Origin of the sequence: Paenibacillus whitsoniae (assembly GCF_003955665.1) — a bacterium.
GTDB classification, from domain to species: Bacteria; Bacillota; Bacilli; order Paenibacillales; family NBRC-103111; genus Paenibacillus_E; species Paenibacillus_E whitsoniae.
Genome location: NZ_RXHU01000100.1, coordinates 33,328 through 58,526 on the forward strand (window position 1 = coordinate 33,328; position 25,199 = coordinate 58,526).

Consider the following 25,199-nt stretch of genomic DNA (forward strand, 5'->3'; position numbering starts at 1 on the left):
GGCATGTCATTAACAGGACTGAAAGTATTGGCTTTTGTAGACGAAGAATTCGAAGATTTGGAGATGTGGTACCCGGTTCTCCGCTTGCGAGAAGCTGGCGCTACTGTGGATATCGTCGGTCCGAAGGCGGGAACCGTGTATCACGGTAAATACGGCGTACCCATTACGACGGACTTTGCTTTCGACGAGGTCAAATCGCAAGATTACATCGGGCTGTATGTACTGGGCGGCTGGGCGCCGGATAAACTGCGTCGCTATCCCGACGTCATCCGCCTGACAAAGGAATTTCATGCGGATGTCAAGCCGATCGCACAAATTTGTCATGCCGGCTGGGTACTGATCTCCGCCAAAATCGTGAACGGCTATACGATGACGTCAACGCCGGGCATCCGCGACGATCTGGAAAATGCGGGCGCAACCTGGGTGGATGAAGAGGTGGTCGTTGACCGCAACATCATCTCCGGTCGCAGACCGCCGGATCTGCCTGCATTCTCCAAACGTTTTGTGGATGAGCTTATCCAATTTGGTGGGCGATAGGTAAATCAGCCTACTCCTTTCCACTGGTGGGAAAAACTACTACGCATGCCTCGGAAGGAAATTCAGAGGGATCGTAGAATACCTTAGTACAAGCAACTAGGGACTTGCCGCCTGTCAGTGAAGGAGTGTTAGAATGCAAAAGATTTGTAAGTGCGGACGCACGATGAACCTTCGTCTGCGTACGGTAATTTATCAAAACAAAGTGGATATTGAAAACGTTCCGATTTATTCTTGCGAAACTTGCGTTCGCAGCGAGGTTGTCGCCCATGTGAAGCCTGAGCTTACCGGGCTCATTGCCAAACTGGGGAGCAAGCCGGAGAAACAGCAGCTTTTCTTTCATGAGATTTCGGAGGTGGCGTTTCTTCTCTTGAAAGTGACGGAGAAAGAGCACATCAACGACTCGATGGAAAAAATCGTGGAAGATCGCATCAACGAGCTTTTGGACATTATGCTTCTGGCACAATCACTTGGGGACGAGCCTTGGGCGGAGGAAACTCGGAAACGATTGTCGCAGATTACACAGAGCGCCATTTCCACTTAATCTTCTCAGGGGGCTGTCCCATATGGTCATTACCGGACCTTGGGCACCCTCTTTTTGTTATCAAAGGCGCTCAGATCCCGTCATCTTATGAAAAATATTTGAAATTAGTTTCAAAGCATTTTCATTTTACATTGCAAGATGGATTAATTTGTCGTATCATTACCTTCATATACTAGGTTCGCAGAATACTTTGTGAAAATGGAGAGAGTAACCGTGACCGTAACCATTTATGATGTGGCAAGAGAAGCAGGCGTATCCATGGCAACTGTGTCTCGGGTTGTGAATAACAATCCAAATGTGAAACCGCAAACACGCAAGAAGGTTTTTGAAGCGATCGAGCGTTTGGGCTATCGTCCGAATGCCGTAGCAAGAGGTCTGGCCAGCAAGAAAACGACGACAGTCGGTGTCGTCATTCCCGATATTTCCAACTCAATTTTCGCAGAAGTGGCGCGCGGTATTGAAGATATTGCGAACATGTACCACTACAACATCATTTTGTGCAATGCGGATAAAAAGAAAGAAAAAGAAATTCGCGTCATCAACACGCTGTTGGAGAAGCAAGTCGACGGCCTGCTGTTCATGGGCGGCGTCGTGACGGACGAGCACATTCAAGCGTTCCGCACGTCCTCAGTGCCGGTTGTGCTGTGTGGTACGAAGGACGAGAACCACACGATGCCTTCTGTCGACATCGATCATGAGAAAGCGGCATTTGACGCTGTGACGGTTTTGATTGAGAACGGGCATCGCGATATCGCGATGATCTCCGGCACGTTGCAGGACCCGGCTAACGGTTTTGCACGCTATCAGGGTTATAAGCGCGCGTTGGAAACAGCGGGCATTCCGGTTCGCGACGAGTACGTGCGCATCGGGAACTACCGCTACGAGTCAAGTGTAGACGCGGTGAACTATTTCCTTGAGCTATCGCCAAGACCGACGGCGATTTTCTCGGCAACGGATGAAATGGCCATTGGCGCCATCCACACGATTCAGGACAACGGCTTGCGCGTGCCGCAAGACATCGCCGTGATCTCCGTCGACAACATTCGCATGGCGTCGATGGTGCGCCCGATGCTGACGACTGTGGCGCAGCCGATGTACGATATTGGTGCCGTCTCCATGCGCTTGCTCACCAAATTGATGAACAAGGAATCCACGGACAACATGCAGGTTATTTTGCCGCATGAATTGATCAACCGGAATTCGGTTGCAGCGAAGTCGTAAGATACACGGACAAGCCTCTATCCGCGTCGTTCCTGCCGGGATGACAGCGGGGTAGGGGCTTTCTTGTGCAAACCATGTGTAGAAGGAGAAAAAAGAATGACACAGAAAATTGCGCTCATCGGTGCGATGAACGAAGAAATCGAACTGTTGGTCGCCCACATGACAGACATTCGGGAAACCGTCAAAGCAGGCATTACCTTCCGGGAAGGCCGCTTTTACGAGAAGGACGTCGTCGTCTGCCGCACAGGCGTCGGCAAAGTGAATGCGGCGGTAACGACGCAAATTTTGATTGATCAATTTGGCGCGAGCGCTGTTATTTTTACTGGCGTAGCAGGAGCGGTCTCTCCCGAGCTGCAAATCGGGGACATCGTGATTTCCAGCGAATGCATGCAGCATGATATGGATGTGACGGCGCTCGGTTTTGCACGCGGCATCATTCCGTATGAAGGGACATCCATCTTTCAAGCGGATCCGAAGCTTGTGGAGCTGGCGGAGGCGTCCGGCGCTCGCTTATTCCCGGGCCGCGTGAAGAAGGGGAGAGTGCTCTCCGGCGATCAGTTCATCGCAAGCCGCGACGTTGTCGCGGGTCTGCATCAAGAGTTGGAAGGCGTTTGCGTGGAAATGGAAGGCGCCGCCGTGGCGCAGGTATGCTCGATGAACGCGATTCCATACGTCGTGCTGCGCTCCATGTCTGACAAAGCCGATGGCTCGGCTCACGTGAATTTCGCGGAGTTCACGGTGCAAGCCTCCGAGAATTCGTATAAGATGGTCGAGGATATAGTGAAACATTTGGCGTAAAATTGGGACCGTCCGGCAGCGTTTGCCGGGCGGTTTTTTGACGTTGCGGGTCTTTCCGGGTCTCGACGTAGGATTCTGCAGGCCTTACCGTAGGATTCTGCAGGCCTTACTGGAGGATTCTGCGGGCCTTACCGTAGGATTCTGCAGGCCTTACCGGAGGATTCTGCAGGCCTTACCGTAGGATTCTGCAGGCCTTACCGTAGGATTCTGCAGGCCTTAACGGAGCCTACTGCAGACCCTCGCCAGTGCTTTCTGCAGAGCCTGTCGGGACATTTGCTGCAAAATGTGCAGGAAATTTCTTGAAAACGGTCCAATATGGTGCAAGACCTGTAAAACTTATAGCAAATTCTCGTCGTCTGGCGTGGTTTTCTGGAAAAAGTGCCTATTATCGATGATTTACCTGTATGAAATACAGGATAGTTCGGGAAATCGGCCAATTTTCAGAATTTCACTGTACTAAATACATGATCTCGTCGAAAGTTTGCGATGAAAGGCGCGTAGTTTGGGGGAGCACAATGGAATCCCGCGAAGGCAGAACGAACAAAAAACTCAACCCTGGCACCGACCGGCTGAGGGATTGAGCTTTTCATTAAGATGGATGCTACCTCTTGACTGAAGAGGAACGAGATGACGCTATCTAGCGGATTTTCCGTGATTTGTGCCACCAGGCGGAGCGAGGAGGCGCTATTTGGGCATTCAACCCTCCCAGAAGGGGGAAAAGCTGCAAATAAGGGCCATACGCTCCTTTTGAAGTGCCAATTAGCTAAATTTGCTTAAATAGCGCATCGACGTTCCCCATGGAAATGGTCAGGCTTCGTGCTGCATAACGTCTCACGAATCCTTTCGTCGCAGCTTCGCTCCGGTTGTGTCTCAACAGGAGGATGATTTATTTCAAGTACATCATCGCGATCTCTTTGGTTTGCCGATTCTTCTCGGCAATCGCCTGTCGCCGGGGAATCGGCGACCACGTTTCCACCGGGTCCAGCCAGGTGTCCACCAACTGGACCGGGCTCTTGCCCTGCCAGGCGTTCAGCCACGCCTGAGGCAGCCTCAGCTGGGGCTCCGCCTCCAGCTGGCCTAAGAGCGCCTGCTCGCTCATCACGAGCCAGAGCAGGCTCCAGGCCCGCGGTACGACGCGCCAGATGTCGTACCCGCCGCCCCCGAGCGCGACCCACCGCCCTGCGCACCACTGGTGCGCAAGGCGATGGATAAGCTCGGGCATGGCTTTGTACACGTGCATGGAGCAGTGCACGTGCGCAAGCGGGTCGAACGCATGGGCGTCGCACCCATGCTGGGAAATGATCAAATCCGGCTGGAAGCGGGCGATCAGCTCGCCGAGCACCTCGCTGAAACACTCCAGCCACGATTCATCCTCGGTGTACGGCTCCACGGGGACGTTCACCTTCGTACCGAACGCTTCGCCTTCACCGCGTTCGTTCACGGCCCCGGTGCCCGGGAATAAGTATTTCCCGGTCTCGTGAATCGACAACGTCGCCACCTGCGGGTCGCTGTAGAAGCTCCACTGCACGCCATCGCCGTGATGCACGTCCGTGTCGATGTAGAGCACCTTGGCGCCGTACTTCTCCTTGGCGTAGGCGATGGCGGCCGAGGCGTCGTTGTAGACGCAGAAGCCCGCGCCTTTGCTTTGCATCGCATGGTGCAGGCCGCCGCCTAAGTGGAGGGCATGCGGCGCCTCGCCGCTCATCACGAGATCGACAGCGTGAATCGAGCCGCCGACCACATTTGCGGTAATCTCATGCATGCCCGGAAAATACGGCGTATCGTCCGTATCCAACCCGAAGCGGCCGGCTTCCTTGATCCAGCGCTCCTCAGGTTGCGGGCTGCTCAGCGCTTTGACCGCCTCGATATAGGCGGGCGTGTGTACACGCAGCAGGTCCTGCTCCGTCGCCGCCTGTGCGGTGACGATCACGCTGTCCGGCAGCGCGCCTGCTTGGCGCAGCAAATCGACGGTCATCGTCAACCGAAGCTGGTTAAATGGATGGTCGTCATTGAACTTGTATTGCGTCTCCCGTTCATCATAAATAAAGACGGGCTGCTTACGATTCGTCATGTGCCATATTCCCCCGAATGGACTACTATGTCATGTGAAGCGGCTAATACATGAAGCGCTGCTGAAAGCGGATGCGGTCAAACTGCTCAATCGAAGAGAGCGGCACGTTTTTGCCGATGCGAACCATGAGGCAGTTGGCCGGGTGTGAACAGATTTCCGGATCGTCGGTTGCAAACCAGACCATATCGACGCTCTTCATGAGCTTCTCCATCATCTTTCGATATTCCCATACGGTGAGCTTGCTGTTCTCGAGATCCCAGTGCCAATAATATTCCGTTGTAAACGTAATCACGTTTTCCATTTGATCTTCTTCAAAAGCAAGCTTGATCAATTTCTTACCAAGCCCGAGAGAGCGGTAATCGTCGGCCACTTCAATCGCGCCAAGCTCGATGAGATCGGGCATGTTGCCTTGCGACCAACGCTCAATCTCGTCCGGATAGTGAAAGGTGACGTAGCCGACAATGGTGGAACCGTCTCTGGCCAGGATAATGCGGCCTTCCGGCAGCTCGGCAATTTCGATCAGCGCCTCAAGCTGCTCCTGCGGCCTGCGAAAAGCGTCAAGCTTGGGATGCATAGTAAGCTCGCGGAGATGCCCTGGGGCAACCGGGCCTTCAATGATGATTTCTGGATGATGGGGAGCTGCAAGCAAGCGATGTGCGTGATAAATTTTGATATGCTCCATAATCTTGGCTCTCCTTTTAAAAAACAGCATAATAGGCAAATTTCCTTTACCAATCGGTCCTACTACTTATATACCAAACTTCCCCTGGAAATCATAGCTAAACTTACCCGTAGGCGAATATTTCTTCTTGTGATATAATAGAATGTGTCAAAAATCGCTCACATTTTGCGCGAATTCTTCACTAAAATGAAAGCGGTTTTATCTCGTGAGGAGGGTTTGTATTTATGGAAGGTATGAAAGAGGAAATCATTCAAGCGGTATCTTCGAATCCCAATATGGACAATTATGAACAAACTCATGCCAATTTTGATTGGAAAGACATCGAGAAAAACTTCTCCTGGTATGAAACAGGTAAAGTGAACATGGCTTATGAAGCGATTGACCGTCATGCGGAAGGCGGCAAAAAAGACAAAATTGCGCTGTATTACAGCGATGCCACAAGAGACGAGGCCATCACGTTCGGGCAAATGCGGGACAAGTCCAACCAGTTCGGTAATGTGCTTCGCCGTTTGGGAATTGGCAAAGGTGAACGCGTTTTCATTTTCATGCCGCGCACGCCGGAATTGTACTATTCACTGCTGGGCTGTCTCAAAGTCGGCGCGGTCGTTGGACCGTTGTTTGAAGCGTTCATGGAAACGGCGGTCAAGGACCGTCTCGCGGACAGCGAAGCGGTAGCGATCATTACAACGCCTAGCCAGCTTTCCCGTGTGCCACAAAGCGAACTGCCGCACTTGAAGCACGTTATTCTCGTTGGCGAGAATCTTGAGTTGGGTGAAGGGCATGTTGATTTTCACAAAGAAATGGCGAATGCATCGACAGAACTGGACATCGAATGGCTGGGCCGCGAGGACGGCTTGATCATACATTACACATCGGGCTCTACCGGCAAGCCAAAAGGTGTGTTCCACGTTCAGAACGCGATGCTGCAGCACTACTATACAGGCAAAATCGTACTCGATCTCAAAGAGGACGATATCTACTGGTGTACGGCCGACCCGGGCTGGGTAACGGGTACATCTTACGGGATTTTCGCGCCATGGCTGAACGGCGTTACGAACGTCATCCGCGGCGGGCGCTTCTCACCGCAGGATTGGTACAACACCCTGCAACGTTACAAAGTTACCGTTTGGTACAGTGCGCCTACCGCGTTCCGTATGCTGATGGGCGCAGGCGACGACGTATCCGCTGCTTATGATTTGTCTGCACTGCGCCACGTGCTGAGCGTCGGCGAGCCGCTGAATCCGGAAGTCGTGCGTTGGGGCATGAAAGTGTACAACCAGCGTATTCACGATACGTGGTGGATGACGGAAACTGGCGGCCAGTTAATTTGTAACTATCCGTCCATGGCGATCAAGCCAGGCTCAATGGGCCGTCCGATCCCAGGGGTGGAAGCGGCGATCATCGACGATGCAGGCAATGTACTGCCACCGAATCGCATGGGCAATCTGGCGATCAAAACGCCTTGGCCATCCATGATGCGCAAGATCTGGAACAATCCTGCAAAATACGAAGAATACTTCCGCTTGACGGGCTGGTACGTATCCGGCGACTCCGCTTACATGGACGAAGACGGCTACTTCTGGTTCCAGGGACGCGTCGATGACGTCATCAACACGGCCGGCGAGCGTGTAGGTCCGTTCGAAGTCGAAAGCAAGCTGGTCGAGCATCCAGCGGTCGCGGAAGCCGGGGTTATCGGTAAGCCGGATCCAATGCGCGGCGAAATCATCAAAGCATTCATCGCGCTGCGCGAGGGCTTTACGCCGTCTGACGAGCTGAAGGCGGACATCGCGAAGTTTGTGAAAGAGGGCTTGTCCGCACATGCGGCGCCTCGTGAAATTGAATTCAAGGATAAGCTGCCGAAAACGCGCAGCGGTAAAATCATGCGCCGCGTCCTCAAAGCGTGGGAACTGAATTTGCCGACAGGCGACTTGTCAACGATCGAAGACTAGGCGGAAGCTTAAACAGCCTTCTCTGCATCTTGTATAAGGTGTGGGGAAGGCTGTTTTTATGCAAAAAAAGACTGCTCCCCGCGGCTTCTTTCGCCTAGAGGAGCAGCCCTTTGTAGTTCGTGTTATTGATTATACGCAATGACAGCGGAGAATTTAGACTCTCCCGCATCGTTCACGGCGGTTACTTTGTAGTAGCCGTTGTATACAGCCGCATAATAGCGGAATTCCGTCCCGCTGTCTACGGCGCCAAGCTTGGTAAAGGTTCCTTTTTCCTTGTCGCTGTAGTACACATTGTAATGCTTCACTTTATCCTTCGCCGCATTCGCTTTCCAGGAGATGACCAGCGACGGACCGTCCATTTTTGTTTTCAGGCCGGTTGGGGCAGAAGGGACGTCTTTCGCGTTCGGTTTGCCGCTGTTGGTGCTGTCACCGTTCGCGCCGGTATTGCCGCTGCTGTTCTCCTGACCCGGTGTCCCCGGGGTTGGGGAAGGGCCTCCGCCGTTAGGTCCGAGCCCGCTGCCGTCCAGACCTGGGACGAAGAGGGAATCGAGCGTACTACCATCCGTATAAGCAGCTCGGCTCGGAGTGGATTCCTTGCCGGCCACATCTACTGCGGTTACATAATAGCCGGCCGGGCCGCCTGCCGGCGGCTGGTCGGTAAATTTCGCCTCCGCTCCGACCATGACGACTTTACCGCCAAGCAGTTGGAATTTGCCATGGTTGTCAGAGCGATAGAGGCGATAGCCGACGAGATCCGCCTCTGCACCGGGTTGGAACGTAATCGTGGCGCTATCGCCCGATTTGACCGCCGTGACGTTCGCAGGCGCCTGCGGCGCCTTGCCGTCATCGACACGGGGATCGGTTTCCGATGGTGCATCGACATCGTAATCTTCCGGTTTGTAGAAGTCCAGCGGCTTTCTATTTTTCTCCGGCAGCTTGCTCATGGCAGCCTCGATTTCCTTGAGCAGCTGGGTAATGGATTTTTGCCGTTTGATGACGGTTTTCTCCTGAACGAAATCGGCTGGCGTCGCTTCTTGCGCAATATAGTTCAGCCCGCCGAAGGAGCTCACCTTCATTTTGACCATGACGTTATCCGTCTCGGTCGGCAAATATTTCTTGTTGAAAATATCTGTAACTTGCAGGTTCGAAGCCGTCGTGAGCTCGCTGGGCAGCATGCCCGACAAGCTGGACACGGTTGCGGATACGATGCCTTCCGGTTTCGCAAACGTTTTGTTCGGGAATAGTTCGGGCTTTTGTTCGATTGTTTTGTTCATAATCAAAGCCCAAACGTCTTTGGCGTGATACGTTTGCAGCGTTTTGGAGGACAGCTTGTTGATCGGTTGATCATAGCCAATCCAAACACCTACCGTAATATCCGGCGTGAAGCCCATGAACCAGGCGTCCGCATCATCCTGCGTCGAACCGGTTTTGCCCGAAATCTCGATCTTGCCGTACGATTTGTACTTTTTCATCAAGTCTGTCGCTGTACCTTGGGAGATGACCGTTTTCATCATATCCGTAATCAGGTAAGCGGTTTGCGGCGAGTACACCTGCTCCGGTTTCAGTTCATGCTGATAAATCACTTTGCCGTTCGAATCCTTGATCTCGCGAATCATGAACGTCTCATTGAAGGTTCCTTTGTTCGGAATCGATGCGTAGGCTCCGGTGAGCTCCTTCACGGAAGTTCCTTTGCTAAGCCCACCGATTACGCCCGTTTGCGCATAATAGTCATCCTTAGTGATGGATGTGATACCTAATTTCTTCGCAAAGTCCCAAGCATTATTGATGCCAACCTTGTTAAGGAACACGTCAATGGCCGGAATGTTGTACGATTGGTTTAAAGCTTTTCTTGCCGTCATCAGACCGTGGAACTTATGATCCCAGTTTTCCGGAAGATGGAAGCCTTTTTCACCGTCTTTCAGAATGAGCGGGATGTCGTCCAGAATGCTGGCCGGCTGTAAAACCCCTTTTTCCAGCGCCGGTATGTAAGCGGCAATCGGTTTCATCGTGGAACCCGGCTGTCTGTAAGCCTGTGTGGCATGATTGAGCTGCTCTTCAAAAAAGTCGCGACCCTCAATCATTCCTTTAATCGCGCCGGTTTTCGAGTCGATCATAATCGCGCCGACTTGCTCGGGACCTTTCTTCTCGTCGGTAGGAGCGTAGTTTTTCTCGTTGCTGGCAATCTCCTGCATCGAGTCGTAAATCGTTTTGTCGATCGTCGTGTAAATCTGATAGCCGCCGCGCAGCATTTGCGCGTGGACGTTTTTGAGCGCTTCATTGTAAGCTGCTTGATTTTTGACGGGGTCGAGATTTGGCTGCTGCACTTTCAGCAAGATTTCCGCCGCTTCTTGTTCCGTCTCAATCATCAAGTAAGGGTACGTCGTATAAGCCTTTTGCGAAGGTTGCGGCATCGACGATTTGATATCGAACTTCAACGCATCCTGGTACTGCTCAGTTGTAATTTTGCTCTCTTCCAGCATCCGTTTAAGAACGAGCTGCTGCCGTGTGATGGCTTTCTTGAAGCCTTCCTCATCGAACGACGGTTTGCTGGTGAACGCCGAGTACTGCGACGGGGATTGCGGCAGACCGGCTAAATAGGCGGTTTGCGCAATGTTCAGTTTATTCAAATCGTCGATGTTGAACAGCCCTTTGGCTGCGGCTTTGATCCCGTACAGGTTATACCCGGTGGAGCCGTTGCCGTAAGGAATTTTGTTCAGATAGGCGAGCAAAATCTCGTCCTTGGACATGATCCGCTCCATGCGGAGAGCGAGAAGCAGCTCGCGGGCTTTCCGTCCGTCGTCCCGATCCAAGGTCAGGAACACGCGGCGGGCCAGCTGCTGGGTAATCGTACTGCCGCCGGTCTGAACGTCCTCGTTCAGCAGCTTTTGCGTGACAGCACGGTACAGTCCGCGGAAATCGATGCCTCGGTGGTTGTAAAAATCGGTATCCTCGATGGAGAGGACCGCGTCTAGCAAAAGCTGTGGAATGTCGCTGAGCTGCGCCATCCGGCGGTCTTCTTCCGTGCGGAGCTGGCCGATGACGGTGTCGTCGTTGAAGTACGCGAAGCCAGTGATGGCATTGTCTTGCATTTGTTGGCGAATCGCATCCTCACTGCGGACCGGATCGTTTTTGACAAGCGCGCTGACATAGCCGAAAGCAGCGAAGCCGCCAAGCAAGCCGGCCAAGAAGGCGAAAATGACGGCCCATTTTAAGGTAATCCCGGTAACTTTCAACGTCGTTCGTACCCACGGGCGATTCCATTTGGCAAAAAAATTACGCATAAGTTCCAATTTCCTCCTTACATGAACGTTACTAGTATACCACAGTTGCCCAATTTTTGCGTTAAAGAACGGCGAAGGTGTAAGGCATTTGGCGTTTGACAACCTGGGGCGGGGTATGTTATAACTTTTACAAATGCGAGGACAGATCAGCAGTAGGTAGCTTGCGGATGCTTTCAGAGAGCCGGTGGATGGTGCGAACCGGTACCTGCAGGTTAGTGAATTACGGTCTCGAGCAGCCAGTGGGAACGTGCCGGATTCGCCGAGCATCAGTAGCATGGGCCGATTAAACCCCGTTACCGGTTGTCGAGTGAAAACAGCTGTGCCTATTCGAGCGCTTAACAATAGCCTTCGTAAGCTGCTGTTTTAATTAGGGTGGTACCGCGAGCTAAGTCTTCTCGTCCCTTTGTGGATAAGAAGGCTTTTTTTATTTTCAGAAAAAGGAGAGGCTGCAGATGGATGTACTAAAGGATCTGGAATTGCGCGGTTTGCTGAATCAAGTCACAGACCGGGAAGGCTTGGACAAAAAGTTAAAAGAGGAACGCGTTGTTTTGTACTGCGGCTTTGACCCAACGGCGGACAGCTTGCATATCGGCAACTTGCTGATGATCTTGACGCTGCGCCGTTTCCAAATGGCCGGACACATTCCTTTAGCGCTTGTTGGCGGGGGAACGGGGCTGATCGGCGATCCAAGCGGTAAAGCGAATGAGCGCACGCTGAATGGGCCGGAGATTGTTCAAGAATGGTCGCAAAAAATTAAAAATCAGCTATCGCGTTTTCTCGATTTCTCGACGGATATTGAGAACCCTGCGCAGCTCGTCAATAACTACGACTGGCTGGGCTCGATCAATGTCATTGAATTTCTGCGCGATGTCGGTAAAAACTTTACCGTCAACTACATGCTCGCCAAAGATTCCGTCGATTCCCGGATCGGGAGCGGTATTTCGTTTACAGAGTTCAGCTACATGATTCTTCAAGGGTATGACTTCCTGAAATTGACCGAGCTGAAAAACTGCTCGCTGCAAATCGGAGGAAGCGACCAATGGGGCAACATTACGGCTGGGCTTGAGTTAATCGGCAAAACGGGAGATTTCCGCGCGTTCGGTGCTACGCTTAAGCTGGTCACGAAAAGCGACGGCACGAAGTTCGGGAAGAGTGAAAGCGGCGCGATCTGGCTCGACGGAACGAAAACATCGCCATACCAATTCTACCAGTTCTGGCTCGGCACAGCGGATAACGATGTCGTTCGTTTCCTGAAATACTTCACATTCTTGTCCCTCGAGGAAATCGACCGATTGGAACAGGAAGTGCTCGCACAGCCTGAGAAGCGAGAAGCGCAAAAAGTGTTGGCTGCGGAAGTCACGAAGCTGGTGCACGGCTCGGAAGCGTTGGAGAGCGCGATAAACATCACAGCTGCGCTATTTAGCGGCAACATCGGCGAGCTGTCCCGCGCTGAAGTTGAGGAAGCGTTCAAAGACGTGCCTTCCACGACGCTGGAAAGCGACGACGTACTCCTGATCGACCTGCTTGTTGCGGTAGGGGCTGCGCCTTCGAAGCGTCAAGCGCGTACGGACATTGAAAGCGGGGCTGTCACGGTGAACGGAGCGAAGGTTACGAGTCTTGAAGCCAACGCGGGCGAGCTTGGTCGCATCGGGGATGCATACCTGGTCATTCGCCGCGGTAAAAAGAATTACTTTCTTGTGCAATTCGCATAAGCTTGCAACAAAGAAAAAAAGAACTGGGAGTCCCAGTTCTTTTTTTTGCATTCGAACCAAAACAAACCCCTTAGGGAAGTCCCTAAGGGGTTGATTGGATTAACGGCTGTAGAACTCGACGATTTGTTTTTCGTCAATTTCTTGAGGAAGCTCAGCACGCTCAGGAAGACGAACGTATTTGCCTTCAACAGCAGCTTCGTTGAATTCCAGGTAAGCAGGCACGTGAACGCGGTTAGCAATAGCTTCTTTCACGGAAGAAAGACCTCTGCTTCTTTCACGCAAGGAGATTACGTCGCCAGTGGAAACGATGTAGGAAGCGATGTCCACTTTTTTGCCGTTAACGGTTACGTGACCGTGAGCAACCAGTTGGCGCGCACCGGCACGGGAGTTAGCAAGACCAAGACGGTAAACCAGGTTGTCCAAACGGCTCTCGAGCAAGATCATGAAGTTCTCGCCGGCGATACCTTTAAGTTTGGAAGCTTTGTCGAACAGGTTGCGGAATTGTTTTTCATTCAAACCGTACATGTGACGCAGCTTTTGTTTTTCATTTAATTGAACGCCGTAGCCGCTCACTTTTTTGCGTTGGCCTGGGCCATGTTGACCTGGAGGGAATGGGCGTTTCAAGTCTTTGCCGTTGCCGCTCAAGGAAATACCTACGCGACGGCTAAGTTTAAATTTAGGGCCTGTATAACGTGACATTTAGGAAAAACTCCTTCTCTTGACAATTGTTTTTTGTACTGGCATCAAGATGTCAGGGTGAAGTCAAGTGCCTGATTTTGCTTGCGAATCGATAGATAGGATTCCCTGTCAAGAGTAGTTCAGCCGCTGTCTTGGCAGGAGCAAAAGCAGTGAGGGTGATCACAAATGGCATTCACCGAAATCATGGTGGTACTCGACTTCTAATTTTATTAAAAAGCAGAGGCAGTGTCAAGTAGTCAAACTTGAAATTCACTTGAAAATATCGTGTACAACGGCATGTGAAAAATAGTATGATAGAAGCAGTAAATAGGACTATAGTTGTGCAGAGAGGAGAACCTTATGAGTGAGCCACTACGCAGTCTAATGATTCAAGGTCGCGCGGAACACTTTGAAGTGTTTCTCCGTCAAGGCTTAACTCTTTCTCGTAACTGCTCCTGCGAGGAATCTCGTTGGAACGTCGTATTGGCGGGAGCGGTCGGCCAGTGGAAATCACTGTTCGAAACCACCATGCTTCCCGAACAAACCGCGTTGTTATGCACCGACGGTCAATTGAACATGGTTGCTTCCTGTTCGCTTGGTCTTCCTTTTCTGGAGCCGCTGCTGTTCCCAGGAACAAGCTGGAAAGCATCTGAGAGAGGGGATAATCCGATTGCCCGCTGCACGGCTTCTCCAGGTCTTCACGCCATTGCTGCAGGAAATTATCCGGATAAAACACTGAATGGCTTGATGGGGGTGGCGGTCCCTGTTTACGATGCAGAAGGCAGGTTTGTTTGTTGTTTGGGACTATTTTCCCAATCTTTTTCTGGAATGGATGAACTTGCGCATTTCTTTTACCAGCTTACAAGCTCGTTTCATAGCTGTGTGCTCGCTGCAGTGGAACGAAGTAAATATAAAGATTTGAATTTGCGCTATAAAGAGCGGGAAGCCGAATCGAAAAAGCGCGACATTTTATTTGAAGCTTCCAAAAAGCTGCACGCTCAAATCGACGTTCATTCCGTCTTGACGGAAGTGACGGATTGCATGAACCGCGTTTATCCGAATAAGCGCGTGGACATTTTGTTGTCCCAAGACAACGACTCAACCAACTTGGCGGTGAAGCCGCTTCATTTTCAACGGTCGGAAACGGATATTCGCACACGCGCTTTCATGGAGGGCCGCGTGATCGTCGATGATGCGACAGGCCATATCGCGGCGCCGCTGACCGGCAAGCAAGGGGTTTACGGCGTTCTTTATATGGAATCCGATGAAGATGAGATTCTGCCTTCCGACGTGCAGTTCCTGTCTCTGCTGGCGGATTCCGCGGGTACGGCCTTTGAGAATGCAAAGCTGTACGAGCAGTCGAATTTGATGATTAACGAGCTGCGGCTGATTAACGAGATTACGAAGCAGTTAAATCAAAGCTTGCGCTTGAATGAAATTTTTAATGCGGCTTCGAGTGAAATTTTGAGCATCTTTGGAGCCGATTACAGCTGCCTCCTTCAGAGAGTCAAGGACAGCGAGCGCCTTGTCGTTCAGGCAACGAATTTGCCTGCCATGTTCCATGAGACTTTTACGCTGGACCACGGTTTCTCCGGGCTGATTTATTCTTCCAGGGAACCTGTGATTATTTCCGACTACTGGACAAATAATAAAGTTGAATCGAGCCTGATGATGCGTACGAAAGCGCGTTCGTTGATCGGGTCGCCGATCATTGTGAACGGCCAAGTCGAAGGGGTTATCCTCATTGTGCATCACGAGCCGAATTTCTTCTCCTACGACAATTACAAGCTTCTGCAGGTGCTGTCCAGCCATATCGGTCTTGCGATGTCGAACGCATCCTTGCACGCGGAAGTCAAGCGGATGGTCATTACCGACAATCTGACGGGGCTGTATGCGCGGCATTACCTCGACGAGCAAGCGAACGCTATGCAGAAGAAAGATTTTTGCGGTTCCTTGATCGTTGTGGATATTGACAATTTCAAACGGGTCAACGATACGTACGGGCATCAGGTCGGCGATAAAATTTTGATTCAGGTGAGCCAGATCATCAAATCCAGCATCCGGGACAGCGATATTGCTGCGAGATGGGGCGGGGAGGAGTTGGCAATCTACTTGCCGCAGGTGACGAAGGATCAGGCAGTGCAGATTGCCGAACGGATTCGGACGCGTGTGATGCAGGAGACGCAGCCGCAAGTGACGGTTTCCTGCGGCGTATCGGACTGGAATTGGGACGAGGAAAGAATCAGCGTCGAGTCGCTTTTCTACAGAGCGGATATGGCGCTGTATCAAGCGAAGAACAATGGGCGCAACCAAATCCAAATCGGCTGAATATAACGATGTGCCTGCCCGAACGGCAGGTACATTTTCTTTTTAAGAACATCCTGCATGCAAGGGTTAAGTGAAGAAGAATCCTCTTCCTGAACGTCTCGCAACATGTTACAATGATTGGGTCAAGGGGAGGTTGGTCGAATTTTGTCGGCAGCTAATAAAAAGCGTACAGGATTGATTCTCATCGTCACGATTGTGGCGGTCGGGCTGATTTACTTTTTCTTTTTCACTCATCTTGGGACAAAGCTGGCTCACAGCAATATGCGCCAGTTAGCCGGACATTTGAGGGACATTGGATGGCCGGGTAAAATTATCGGGATGTTGTTGATTTTTTTTCAAACCTTCTTTCCTTTTATTCCGTTTGTTGTCGTCGCAGGCACGAATGTAGCCATCTTTGGCATCAAAACCGGATTTATCGTGAATTATGTAATGTCGGTTCTGGGAGCCGTGGCCTCGTTTTATTTTGCCCGGTATTATGGACATGCTTGGGTGGAGAGAAAGCTGGAGCGTTTTCCCCTCGTCACGCAGTTCAGCAAACGCATGGAGCGGCACGGCTTTATCTATGTGCTCATCGGCCGTTTAATTCCGATTCTGCCGTCCTCCGCCATTAATTTTTCGGCAGGCCTTACACGCATGAAGTTCAGTCATTTTCTGTGGGCGACAGTGATCGGCAAGCTTCCGATGATTTTGTTGGAATCGATGATAGCGCACGATCTGTTTCATTTTAAACAATACAAAGGAAGACTGCTGCTTTTACTGGGAATTCTGGTGGTGTTGCTCGTCATTGGGAACAGTGCGAAGAGAGCGCTTGCACCGAAAACGAAGTAAAGGCTTTCATACAGGAGAATGCAGGAAATTTTATAGTTGCTTCCCATGCTTTTCCACGCTATCATAGAGAGAGCAAGACGAACAATTCAATCCTTAGTGAGTAAATGGAGGAGTTTCCTATGCCAAGTGCTAACAATGCAGCAATCGTAGAGATTTCACAAACAGCGAATAAATTTAGATCGTCCATCGTACTTCAATACGACAATAAGTATATTGATGTTAAGAGTATTCTGGGCTTGTTCACTACATTGATCAGCTCCAGCAAATATGACCTGCACGTGCACGGACCGGATGCAGACGAAGCGAAAGCCGCAATGGCGGAAGTTTTTGCGAAGCACAACCTTGAAATTAACGTTGTAGAAGAATAGGCTTTGTGAAAAAAGAAGGTATTCTCAGAATCTCTGAGGGTACCTTCTCTTGTATATTGCGTCAATTTCGCTTAATATAGATCATATAAGGACGGATGACTATACGTATAGGGGGAAGTTGGAATGTCTTCATCTGATCTATTGCTCGACATGAATCAAAAGGCGCTAAATCTTCTCCAAGAAGATGCAGATAAAATCGAAAAGCTGATCGAAGTGCAGATGGGGAATTTGACAACACGTCAATGTCCATTGTACGAAGAGGTTTTAGATACGCAGATGTACGGACTTTCGCGAGAAATTGATTTTGCAATTCGCGCCGGGCTCATCTCGGAAGCCCCTGGCAAGCAAATTCTAAGCAAGTTGGAACGCAATCTTGCTCAGCTGTATGAAGCATTGAACAAAAAAAGTAACCCGTAGCGGGTTACTTTTTTTTGTCTAGACGAGGAAGAACACAACGCCTAAGATAATGTACACGATCAGTAAGAGCAATCCTTCGTACCAGTTGGTGGAGCCGTCTTGCGTAATCGATTTGGTGATGAAAACGGCCACGCCAATCGCCGCAATCTCATAGGTCGAGAAAACGATGTTCATCGGTGTGCCGCTGACGACAAAGCTGAGCAGAATGAGCACCGGCGCGACGAACAGCGCGATCTGGAGCGAGCTGCCGATGGCGATTTCGACGGCGGCGCCCATTTTGTTCTTGAGCGCCATCATAACCGCTGCGCTGTGCTCCGCCGCATTGCCGATAATGGCGATGAGGAACGCCCCGACGAACAATTCGGACAAACCGAACTTATGGGTGACTTCTTCCAGTGTGCCGACCAGCCACTCGCTTGTGAACGCGACCATGACGGTGGCAACGAAGAGAAACAGGATGGACATGCCTTTGGACCAGGCGGCTTCCCCGTGCTCGATCGCTTCGTCGGAGAGCAGGCTCTTATGCGTCACCATGGAGAAGAACAGCCAGAGCAGATAGGCGGCGATGAGCAGAATGGCAACGATCATGCTCATGTTGGACGTTTCTTTCGTCGTCAGTCCGCCGGTGAAAATCGCCGGAATGAACAGAGCCACGACGGCGAGGATCATCAGCGAAGAGTTGTGCGAGGCCAGATTGACGTTGAACTTCTGTTCTTTAAATTTGAGACCCCCGGTGAAAATACTGAGCCCAAGCACAAGCAGCAAATTCCCGATGATGGCGCCGGTCACGCTGGCTTTGACGACGTCGTAGAGCCCGTCCTTCACGAGGAAGAACGCAATGATGAGTTCGGCTGCATTGCCGAAGGTGGCATTGAGAAAGCCGCCCATCCGCTCGCCGGCATAGTGCGCCACGCTTTCCGTCGCTTTGCCCAGAAAGCCGGCTACGAAAATGATCGCGATACACGCGATGATGAATTGCAGCGTCGTGTTCATATGCGCATAATGGGCGATCCCTGCGAAAATGAAGAAGACGAGCAAGCCTGCATAAAACAGTTTCCCTTTCAACGATAACCCTCCGAATTCTGAATTGTAAGTTCTCTGCAATTGGAATGATTTAACTGTCTTCTACTATACCTACTTTGCCGAGGAATGTAAATTCACTGAGAGCGCAGCATGCAGTTCTTGCTTTCGGCTCTGGATCTCATTACAATAGATTTATACCAAGTTTAGGGAGTGATCCGTATGTCCGAAGACAATCAAACCGGTTTAATTCGTATTTCAGATGACGTAGTATCGACTATTGCAGGGCTGGCTGCTCTGGAAACTCCAGGCATATCCGGCATGTCAGGGGGCATCTCGGAAGGTCTCGCTAAGCGTCTCAGCGGTAAGAACGTACAGCGCGGCGTTTCGGTCGAAGTCGGTCAAGTCGAAGCGGCAATCGATTTACGGGTCATTGTCAAGTACGGCTCCCGCATTCAGGACGTGTGCAGAGATTTGCAAGAAAATGTACGTGAAGCTGTTGAAAATATGACTGGACTGAATGTCGTGGAAGTCAACGTGAAAGTGGAGGGCGTCGCGTTCAAAGAAGAAGAGACGCCGGAAGATCCGCTACGCGTAAAATAAGAAAAGACCTTGATTAGCCTTTTACGGCGGTCAAGGTCTTTTTTGATGAAGCGGGCGCTTCTTTCATGGATTGCTCCCGGGAGATGCCAAGAATGATGCCCATGGAGATGAGCGAGACCATCATGGAGGAGCCTCCCGCGGAAATGAACGGTAGCGTGACCCCCGTCAACGGGATTGTACCGGTCACGCCGCCGATGTTGATAAACGCTTGAAAAGCGAACATGACCATAATGCCGACACCGGTCAGCATGCCGAACATGTCTGGGCAACGCACCGCGATGAGCAGCCCGCGCCAAATGAAGATGAGGTAGGCGAGGATGAACAATGCGCTGCCGATAAAACCGAGCTCTTCGCCGATGATGGCGAAGATGAAGTCGTTGTGCGCTTCAGGCAAATAGTGAAGCTTCTGGATGCCTTGTCCGAAACCGGCGCCGGTAAGGCCTCCGTGGCCAAACGCATACAAAGACTGCACAACCTGAAGGCCGTCGCCCTGCGGATCCGCAAAGGGGTCCATGAAAGAGGTCAGCCGGCCGATCCGGTAATTGGAGCCTGCATCTCCGAACAGAAGATAGAGGCAAATGGCAAAAGCCGCAACCGCCGCGACGGTAAGGCCAAGGAAGAAAATATGCTTAAGATTCGCCCCGCCGACCACGATGACAATCGAGGCGCAGGCCAGTAAAATCATACAGGAGCCGAAATCCGGCTGCAGAATGATCAGGCCGCAGACAAACCCTACGACGAGGAGGGCGGGCAGGAGTCCTTTTTTGAAGCTGCGGAATTTCTCTTCCTTGTTGGAGATCAGTGAGGCCAGGTACATAATGACGATCAGCTTGGCAAATTCCGTCGGCTGAATGCCATATCGGCCTAGCGTATACCATGAGCTCGCACCGTTCGCTTTGCCTGTGAAGACAACGAAAACAAGTGCGATGACGATCATGACAAAAACCGGGATGACCAGCTTTTTAATCTTGGAGTAATGGATATTCATGCAGAACAACATACCGACGACGCCGATGCCGACAGCGATCAACTGCTTCCTCGTAAACAGCCAAGGATCGTCCCAGCGGTAAGCGCTTGTCATGGAGCTGGCGCTGAATACCATGGTGAGGCCGAAACAAACGAAAACGAAGGTTAAAAATAGCAGCAGAAAATCCGGCGTTCCTCTGCGAGGTGGATTCATGCTGACCCCCCCTGTCTATTCAGCCAGTTCGTTTCTCAGCTGATCGAGCTTTTGTTTGGAAAGCTTCAGGATGTTCTCAGGAATGGGGGAATTGTAGTCCAATCCGTGAGGGAACGTTTCTCTTCCGATGTATGTATCTTCCACATAAAGAACAGCATAAGGGGACTCCAACTTGCCGGATTCCACGCGCGTGTTGACACGCAAGAAGTACACGCTTTTGCTCGCTTTATCTTCCATTTTGAAATCATAAGTCGCGCGTGTGTATTCCCACTGCCAACGTACGAATCCAAGTTTGGTCGTAACTTCATCCAGGTGAGCCAAATCGCTTTTCAGGCCTTTCAAGCCAGGTGCTTCAATAATCAAAATTAACGCCTCCATCTTGTACGTATGCATTCTTTATTCATGATAGTATGTTTCACATGGTTCTGCAAGTCGCTAAGGTTTCTTAAATTCTAATATTTGATGGCACTTTGGAGATGAAACGGGTGCCGGAATTTGATAGAATAGGGTCTAAGACTTGAATCTGATCGTAAGTAACGGTTGTCATGAAGGAGATGAGGGTTCCTAATGCATAAATTTGAAGCCGATTTGCAAGCCGTTTATGAAGAGATGGTCGAATGGAGACGCTATTTGCATCGTCATCCAGAGCTGTCCTATCAGGAGGTTGAAACCGCCAAGTTTGTGGCGAATCACCTGCGCAGCTGGGGCATAGAAGTGCGCACAGGCGTAGGCGGCAACGGCGTTGTCGGCTTGCTGCGCGGTGGAAGCGCCGGACCGACGGTCGCCCTTCGCGCGGACATGGATGCGCTGCCGATCCAAGATGAGAAGACAGACTGCGCGTATGGCTCCACGCGAGCCGGCATTATGCATGCCTGCGGTCACGATGCGCATACCTCGACGCTTCTGGCTATTGCGAAAGTGACAAGCGCGCGCCGTGAGGAATTGACGGGGAACCTCGTATTCCTGTTCCAGCATGCGGAAGAGATTTCCCCCGGCGGCGCCCATTCGATGATTGAAGCCGGCGCGCTGGAAAGCGTGGACGCTGTGTACGGCGTACACCTGTGGACACCGTTTCCTGTGGGTCACGTGTATACGCGGCCTGGAGCTTTTATGGCCGCGCCGGATGAGTTCGCCATCCGCATTCAAGGGAAGGGCGGGCATGGCGGGCTGCCGCACCAAACGATCGACAGCGTCTATATTGCGTCCCAGCTCGTCGTGAACCTGCAAGGGATCGTGAGCCGCCAGGTCGATCCGATCGAATCCTGCGTCGTGAGCGTAGGCGCGATCCACGGCGGGACGAGCTTCAATGTGATCGCAGAGTCTTGTGTACTGAGCGGCACGGTGCGGACCTTTAACCCTTCGCTTCGCGAGGAGGTTCGAGCGCGCATCGAGCGCATTACGCACGCGACGTGCGAGATGTCGCAGGCCTCGTACGAGCTGGATTACAAGCTCGGCTATCCGACGGTTGTGAACGATGCGCTGGAAGCGCAGCGGTTTACGAAGGTCGGCGCCGCTTTGTTCGGCGAAGATCGCGTGCATGAATCTCCTCCTATTATGGCCGGCGAGGACTTTTCCTATTATTTGCAGCATAAACCGGGCTGCTTCATGTTCGTAGGCGCAGGGAACGTGGAGCGCGGTATTGTGCATCCGCACCATCACCCGAAATTCGATATTGACGAAGCTTCGATGCTGAATGCAGCCAATTTGCTGATCGGCATGGCGCTTGATTATATGGCGAACAACTGAAACGAAAGGCATTCACCTGACAGGGTGGATGCCTTTCGTACGTCTGGCAGCATGCATTTCCCCGAGAGGTCGGCACGGCGCTTTTTTACAGCTGCAAAAAAATTTGCTCTACACATTATCCCAATGGATCCATAATACAGGCGTGAAGAAAAGGGGGATCTACTTACTGATGAAGACGAGAACAGACAGCCCTCCCATCGGATTTATCATTTTGGATGCGGTTTGGAACTTCAAGTATGTGAACGATTTTGGCGCACAAGTATTGAACCGGAAGCCCACCGATCTGATCGGCAAGCATGTGTGGACGGAGTTTCCAAAAGCAGTCCGGCATGCAGTGTATCACCTTTTTATGCAAGCAAGAACAACGGAGGAAGAAGTAGAATTTGAAGAGTTTGTAAAGCCGTCGGGCATGTGGGTCCATGTCAATGCGTATTGTGTAAGCGATTGCATTCATGTCGTAATTCGGCAGATCCAGATGATAGAGCGGGAAGTTACGCTTCAAAGTGAATTTTTTTATAAGTATACAGATCATGTACAAGATTTAATTATGCTGACGACTGATGACGGCATGATCCGCTATGTCTCACCTTCCATTAACCAGCTGCTGGGCTATGAGGATGTTGACGTCATCGGTACGAACGTGCTCGATTACTGTTATGAAGGAGATCTGAGCGCGCTGCAGGGCAGTTATCTGGCCAAATTTGACGAGGCGAGCAGGGGCAAGGGCACAGTGACGTGCAGGTTTTTACATAAGCAAGGCGGGACTGTGTGGTTTGAAAACAATTTTAACTGGTTGGTCAATGAGGATGGCGAGCGGAGCGAAAAGCTTGGGATTTGGCGGGATGTAACCAAGCGGAAACATATTGAAGAAGAACTGACCAAAAGCAAAGCGAATTTGGAGATGGCGCACAAAATCGCCGGTTTAGGGCATTATGATTGGGATATCCTAAACAACGTTGTGTACGCTTCGCAAGGCCTGCTGGCGATTTTCGGCTTGGAATTGGATACGCTGCGGCTGCCGGTAGAAGCCTTTTTCGACTGCATCCACCCACAGGACGTGAAACAGCTGCAGGAGGACATGGAGAGAGCGTTTCAAACGGGCTCAATGAATTCCTCGTACCGTATAATGTTGGGTGACGGGCAGACGCAGCGCATATTTCACACGCTGGCAAGAACGACCTATGACGAGGCCGGCAGGCCGGTTCGGTTCTTCGGAACCTCGCAGGACATCACGCTGCAAAAGCAAACGGAGGAGCTTCTCCGCAAAGCGGAAAAGCTGAATGTTGCCGGGCAATTGGCGGCCGGGATCGCACATGAAATCCGCAACCCGCTGACGTCGCTGAAAGGCTTTGCCAAGCTGATGTGCCATGCGGGGGATGACAACAAGCAGCGCTACTACACGATTATGCAAGACGAGTTTAACCGGATCGAACTGATTCTTGGCGAGCTTCTGATTTTGGCCAAGCCCCAAGCGGTCCAATATTTGCCGCACGCGCCGCTCACGATTCTGGAGGATGTCATCGCGCTCCTCAATACGGAGGCGGTGCTCAAGAACGTCCTGATTGAATGGACGTACGAAGCGGATTTGCCGCTCGTACTGTGTGAGCAGAATCAATTGAAGCAAGTTTTCGTCAATGTGATCAAGAATGCAATTGAAGCGATGAAAGATGGCGGAAGCCTCATGATTCATGTTCGCCGATGCCCGGAAGGCATATGTCTGACCTTCATCGATCAGGGGCACGGTATTCCCGAAGACCGGCTGCCTCGCATCGGGGAACCCTTTTACACGACGAAAGAAAAAGGGACAGGCCTCGGAATGATGGTCAGCTTCACCATTATCGAGGAGCACCGGGGCTCTATCCGGTACGAAAGCCAGGTAGGCGTCGGGACGACAGTCAGCATCTTTTTGCCCGGTCAGGAAGGGAACTGTCAAAGTTCGCAATAAGGTTGTCAATTCGTGACAAGATGCCGCCCGCCAAATGTGCTAAAGTGAAAACGTGCTCAATGAAACAATCTGACAAAGAAAAGGTGACGAACCGTGGACAAAGTAAGAATTGGTATTATCGGCCTGGGGAACATGGGTACGGGCCATGCCAAGTATTTGGTGAACAACGAAGTCAAAGGTGCGGAGCTCACAGCGATTTGCGAGTTCAGACCGGATCGCCTGGAATGGGCCAAAGAAAACTTTGGCGGCGACATCAAGCTGTTTGACGATCTGGATGCGTTCCTGACGTCCGGCTTGATTGACGGCGTACTGATTGCAACGCCTCACTACGATCACCCTTCAATCGCCATTAAAGCGTTTGCAGCAGGTCTGCATGTTCTTTGTGAGAAGCCAGCAGGCGTCTACACGAAGCAAGTGCGTGAAATGAACGAGGCGGCGAAAGCGTCAGGCAAAGTTTTCAGCATGATGTACAACCAGCGTACAAATCCTTTATATAAAAAATTGAAAGATCTCGTATCCTCGGGCGAGCTTGGCGAAATCCGCAGAACAAACTGGATTATCACGAACTGGTACAGATCCCAGAGCTACTACGATTCCGGCGGCTGGCGCGCAACTTGGGCGGGCGAAGGCGGCGGCGTACTGATCAACCAGGATCCGCATCAGCTTGACCTGTGGCAGTGGACGATCGACATGATGCCTAAGCGCGTTCGTGCATTCTGCTATTTCGGGAAGCACCGCAATATCGAGGTTGAAGACGACGTAACGGCATTCGTGGAGTATGAAAACGGGGCGACAGGCCTGTTTGTAACGACGACTGGTGAAGCACCTGGAACGAACCGCTTCGAGCTCTCCGGCGACCGCGGCAAAATCGTGATCGAAGACGGCAAGCTGACGTTCTGGCGTCTGCGCGTATCCGAGCGCGAATTCAATGAAACGTACAAAGGCGGTTTCGGCCAGCCGGAAGTTTGGAAATGCGAAATTCCGGTCGAAGGCAAGGAAACAAGTCACAGCGGCATTACGCAAAACTTCGTCGACGCGATTCTGCATGGCACACCGCTTGTTGCGCCAGGGGAAGAGGGCATTAAAGGGCTCATGCTGTCCAACGCGATGCTGCTGTCCACATGGACCGATAACTGGGTGGATCTGCCGATTGACGAGGATCTATTCTATGAGCATCTGCAAGCGCGGATCAAAGAGTCCAAATCGAGCAAAGAAGCGAATTCCTATCAAACGCTGGATGTCAGCGGCACTTCAAAATCTTAAGAGCTCCCTGTATCAGGGCGCTGTCGGAGGA

21 protein-coding genes and 1 other annotated feature are annotated in these 25,199 nt (G+C 51.5%); of the genes, 14 read left to right on the top strand and 7 right to left on the bottom strand.

What is annotated here, in order from left to right; genetic code table 11:
- Nucleotides 1–3: 3 nt before the first annotated feature.
- The 4 genes from EJQ19_RS27630 to EJQ19_RS27645 all read left to right on the top strand — a co-directional run bounded on the left by EJQ19_RS27630 (nt 4) and on the right by EJQ19_RS27645 (nt 3,097).
- Nucleotides 4–537: a type 1 glutamine amidotransferase domain-containing protein gene (locus EJQ19_RS27630; protein WP_126144457.1), complete on the top strand. Its 534-nt coding sequence runs from the start codon at nt 4–6 to the stop codon at nt 535–537.
- Nucleotides 538–670: 133 nt separating this feature from the next.
- Nucleotides 671–1,078, top strand: a complete 408-nt coding sequence (locus tag EJQ19_RS27635; RefSeq protein WP_126144458.1) for a hypothetical protein — start codon at nt 671–673, stop codon at nt 1,076–1,078.
- Between the two features lie 213 nt (nt 1,079–1,291).
- Entirely contained in the window at nt 1,292–2,299 is a 1,008-nt protein-coding gene (gene ccpA, locus EJQ19_RS27640; protein ID WP_126144459.1) for a catabolite control protein A, read from the top strand.
- Nucleotides 2,300–2,395: 96 nt separating this feature from the next.
- The gene (locus tag EJQ19_RS27645; protein WP_126144460.1) at nt 2,396–3,097 is read left to right on the top strand and encodes a 5'-methylthioadenosine/adenosylhomocysteine nucleosidase; all 702 of its coding nucleotides are present in this window, start codon (nt 2,396–2,398) and stop codon (nt 3,095–3,097) included.
- Nucleotides 3,098–3,983: 886 nt separating this feature from the next.
- Here EJQ19_RS27645 and EJQ19_RS27650 read toward each other — a convergent pair.
- Together EJQ19_RS27650 and EJQ19_RS27655 are read right to left on the bottom strand one after the other, a co-directional pair.
- Nucleotides 3,984–5,168, bottom strand: a complete 1,185-nt coding sequence (locus EJQ19_RS27650) for an acetoin utilization protein AcuC (protein ID WP_126144461.1) — start codon at nt 5,166–5,168, stop codon at nt 3,984–3,986.
- A gap of 43 nt (nt 5,169–5,211) precedes the next feature.
- On the bottom strand, nt 5,212–5,850 hold the full coding sequence (locus EJQ19_RS27655; RefSeq protein WP_126144462.1) for a GNAT family N-acetyltransferase: 639 nt from the start codon (nt 5,848–5,850) through the stop codon (nt 5,212–5,214).
- A 224-nt stretch (nt 5,851–6,074) separates the two neighbouring features.
- Between EJQ19_RS27655 and acsA the strand changes: the two genes are divergently transcribed.
- Complete coding sequence (acsA, locus tag EJQ19_RS27660) at nt 6,075–7,799, top strand: acetate--CoA ligase (RefSeq protein ID WP_126144463.1); 1,725 nt, start codon at nt 6,075–6,077, stop codon at nt 7,797–7,799.
- A gap of 122 nt (nt 7,800–7,921) precedes the next feature.
- On the opposite strand, the gene EJQ19_RS27665 is transcribed toward acsA, so the two are convergent.
- Nucleotides 7,922–11,080 carry a transglycosylase domain-containing protein gene (locus EJQ19_RS27665; RefSeq protein ID WP_126144464.1) on the bottom strand — a complete coding sequence of 1,053 codons (3,159 nt, stop codon included), beginning with the start codon at nt 11,078–11,080 and terminating at the stop codon, nt 7,922–7,924.
- Between the two features lie 129 nt (nt 11,081–11,209).
- Nucleotides 11,210–11,486: a binding site (T-box leader), on the top strand.
- A gap of 46 nt (nt 11,487–11,532) precedes the next feature.
- Between EJQ19_RS27665 and tyrS the strand changes: the two genes are divergently transcribed.
- Entirely contained in the window at nt 11,533–12,792 is a 1,260-nt protein-coding gene (tyrS, locus tag EJQ19_RS27670; RefSeq protein WP_126144465.1) for a tyrosine--tRNA ligase, read from the top strand.
- A 99-nt stretch (nt 12,793–12,891) separates the two neighbouring features.
- On the opposite strand, the gene rpsD is transcribed toward tyrS, so the two are convergent.
- On the bottom strand, nt 12,892–13,491 hold the full coding sequence (gene rpsD, locus EJQ19_RS27675; protein ID WP_126144466.1) for a 30S ribosomal protein S4: 600 nt from the start codon (nt 13,489–13,491) through the stop codon (nt 12,892–12,894).
- 339 nt (nt 13,492–13,830) lie between these two features.
- Here rpsD and EJQ19_RS27680 point away from each other — a divergent pair, with 339 nt between their 5' ends.
- The 4 genes from EJQ19_RS27680 to EJQ19_RS27695 all read left to right on the top strand — a co-directional run bounded on the left by EJQ19_RS27680 (nt 13,831) and on the right by EJQ19_RS27695 (nt 17,411).
- On the top strand, nt 13,831–15,798 hold the full coding sequence (locus tag EJQ19_RS27680) for a sensor domain-containing diguanylate cyclase (RefSeq protein WP_126144467.1): 1,968 nt from the start codon (nt 13,831–13,833) through the stop codon (nt 15,796–15,798).
- 144 nt (nt 15,799–15,942) lie between these two features.
- Nucleotides 15,943–16,626, top strand: a complete 684-nt coding sequence (locus EJQ19_RS27685) for a TVP38/TMEM64 family protein (protein WP_241243109.1) — start codon at nt 15,943–15,945, stop codon at nt 16,624–16,626.
- Between the two features lie 119 nt (nt 16,627–16,745).
- Nucleotides 16,746–16,994 carry an HPr family phosphocarrier protein gene (locus tag EJQ19_RS27690; RefSeq protein WP_126144468.1) on the top strand — a complete coding sequence of 83 codons (249 nt, stop codon included), beginning with the start codon at nt 16,746–16,748 and terminating at the stop codon, nt 16,992–16,994.
- Between the two features lie 123 nt (nt 16,995–17,117).
- Nucleotides 17,118–17,411 carry an Fpa/YlaN family protein gene (locus EJQ19_RS27695; RefSeq protein WP_126144469.1) on the top strand — a complete coding sequence of 98 codons (294 nt, stop codon included), beginning with the start codon at nt 17,118–17,120 and terminating at the stop codon, nt 17,409–17,411.
- A gap of 18 nt (nt 17,412–17,429) precedes the next feature.
- Here the strand turns inward: EJQ19_RS27695 and cax are convergent, their stop codons facing one another.
- Entirely contained in the window at nt 17,430–18,476 is a 1,047-nt protein-coding gene (gene cax / locus EJQ19_RS27700) for a calcium/proton exchanger (RefSeq protein WP_126144470.1), read from the bottom strand.
- A gap of 177 nt (nt 18,477–18,653) precedes the next feature.
- On the opposite strand from cax, the gene EJQ19_RS27705 reads away from it, so the two are divergent.
- Nucleotides 18,654–19,034, top strand: a complete 381-nt coding sequence (locus EJQ19_RS27705) for an Asp23/Gls24 family envelope stress response protein (protein ID WP_126144471.1) — start codon at nt 18,654–18,656, stop codon at nt 19,032–19,034.
- A 13-nt stretch (nt 19,035–19,047) separates the two neighbouring features.
- Here EJQ19_RS27705 and ftsW read toward each other — a convergent pair whose 3' ends face one another.
- Entirely contained in the window at nt 19,048–20,214 is a 1,167-nt protein-coding gene (ftsW, locus tag EJQ19_RS27710; protein WP_126144472.1) for a putative lipid II flippase FtsW, read from the bottom strand.
- A 15-nt stretch (nt 20,215–20,229) separates the two neighbouring features.
- Nucleotides 20,230–20,577: a YugN family protein gene (locus EJQ19_RS27715; protein WP_126144473.1), complete on the bottom strand. Its 348-nt coding sequence runs from the start codon at nt 20,575–20,577 to the stop codon at nt 20,230–20,232.
- A 204-nt stretch (nt 20,578–20,781) separates the two neighbouring features.
- On the opposite strand from EJQ19_RS27715, the gene EJQ19_RS27720 reads away from it, so the two are divergent.
- The 3 genes from EJQ19_RS27720 (at nt 20,782) to EJQ19_RS27730 (ending at nt 25,168) form a co-directional block, all read left to right on the top strand.
- Nucleotides 20,782–21,960, top strand: coding sequence for an amidohydrolase (locus tag EJQ19_RS27720; RefSeq protein ID WP_126144474.1), 1,179 nt, complete (start codon nt 20,782–20,784; stop codon nt 21,958–21,960).
- 169 nt (nt 21,961–22,129) lie between these two features.
- Nucleotides 22,130–23,905, top strand: a complete 1,776-nt coding sequence (locus EJQ19_RS27725; RefSeq protein ID WP_164716743.1) for a PAS domain S-box protein — start codon at nt 22,130–22,132, stop codon at nt 23,903–23,905.
- Between the two features lie 93 nt (nt 23,906–23,998).
- Nucleotides 23,999–25,168: a Gfo/Idh/MocA family protein gene (locus tag EJQ19_RS27730; protein ID WP_126144476.1), complete on the top strand. Its 1,170-nt coding sequence runs from the start codon at nt 23,999–24,001 to the stop codon at nt 25,166–25,168.
- Nucleotides 25,169–25,199: the final 31 nt, after the last annotated feature.

What these genes read in the sequence shown, in the direction of transcription:
- EJQ19_RS27630 (WP_126144457.1), top strand. Translation starts at nt 4, where the DNA reads ATGTCATTAACAGGACTGAAAGTATTGGCTTTTGTAGACGAAGAATTC.
- EJQ19_RS27635 (WP_126144458.1), top strand. Translation starts at nt 671, where the DNA reads ATGCAAAAGATTTGTAAGTGCGGACGCACGATGAACCTTCGTCTGCGT.
- EJQ19_RS27645 (WP_126144460.1), top strand. Translation starts at nt 2,396, where the DNA reads ATGACACAGAAAATTGCGCTCATCGGTGCGATGAACGAAGAAATCGAA.
- EJQ19_RS27650 (WP_126144461.1), bottom strand. Translation starts at nt 5,168, where the DNA reads ATGACGAATCGTAAGCAGCCCGTCTTTATTTATGATGAACGGGAGACG.
- EJQ19_RS27655 (WP_126144462.1), bottom strand. Translation starts at nt 5,850, where the DNA reads ATGGAGCATATCAAAATTTATCACGCACATCGCTTGCTTGCAGCTCCC.
- acsA (WP_126144463.1), top strand. Translation starts at nt 6,075, where the DNA reads ATGGAAGGTATGAAAGAGGAAATCATTCAAGCGGTATCTTCGAATCCC.
- EJQ19_RS27665 (WP_126144464.1), bottom strand. Translation starts at nt 11,080, where the DNA reads ATGCGTAATTTTTTTGCCAAATGGAATCGCCCGTGGGTACGAACGACG.
- tyrS (WP_126144465.1), top strand. Translation starts at nt 11,533, where the DNA reads ATGGATGTACTAAAGGATCTGGAATTGCGCGGTTTGCTGAATCAAGTC.
- rpsD (WP_126144466.1), bottom strand. Translation starts at nt 13,491, where the DNA reads ATGTCACGTTATACAGGCCCTAAATTTAAACTTAGCCGTCGCGTAGGT.
- EJQ19_RS27680 (WP_126144467.1), top strand. Translation starts at nt 13,831, where the DNA reads ATGAGTGAGCCACTACGCAGTCTAATGATTCAAGGTCGCGCGGAACAC.
- EJQ19_RS27690 (WP_126144468.1), top strand. Translation starts at nt 16,746, where the DNA reads ATGCCAAGTGCTAACAATGCAGCAATCGTAGAGATTTCACAAACAGCG.
- EJQ19_RS27695 (WP_126144469.1), top strand. Translation starts at nt 17,118, where the DNA reads ATGTCTTCATCTGATCTATTGCTCGACATGAATCAAAAGGCGCTAAAT.
- EJQ19_RS27705 (WP_126144471.1), top strand. Translation starts at nt 18,654, where the DNA reads ATGTCCGAAGACAATCAAACCGGTTTAATTCGTATTTCAGATGACGTA.
- ftsW (WP_126144472.1), bottom strand. Translation starts at nt 20,214, where the DNA reads ATGAATCCACCTCGCAGAGGAACGCCGGATTTTCTGCTGCTATTTTTA.
- EJQ19_RS27720 (WP_126144474.1), top strand. Translation starts at nt 20,782, where the DNA reads ATGCATAAATTTGAAGCCGATTTGCAAGCCGTTTATGAAGAGATGGTC.
- EJQ19_RS27725 (WP_164716743.1), top strand. Translation starts at nt 22,130, where the DNA reads ATGAAGACGAGAACAGACAGCCCTCCCATCGGATTTATCATTTTGGAT.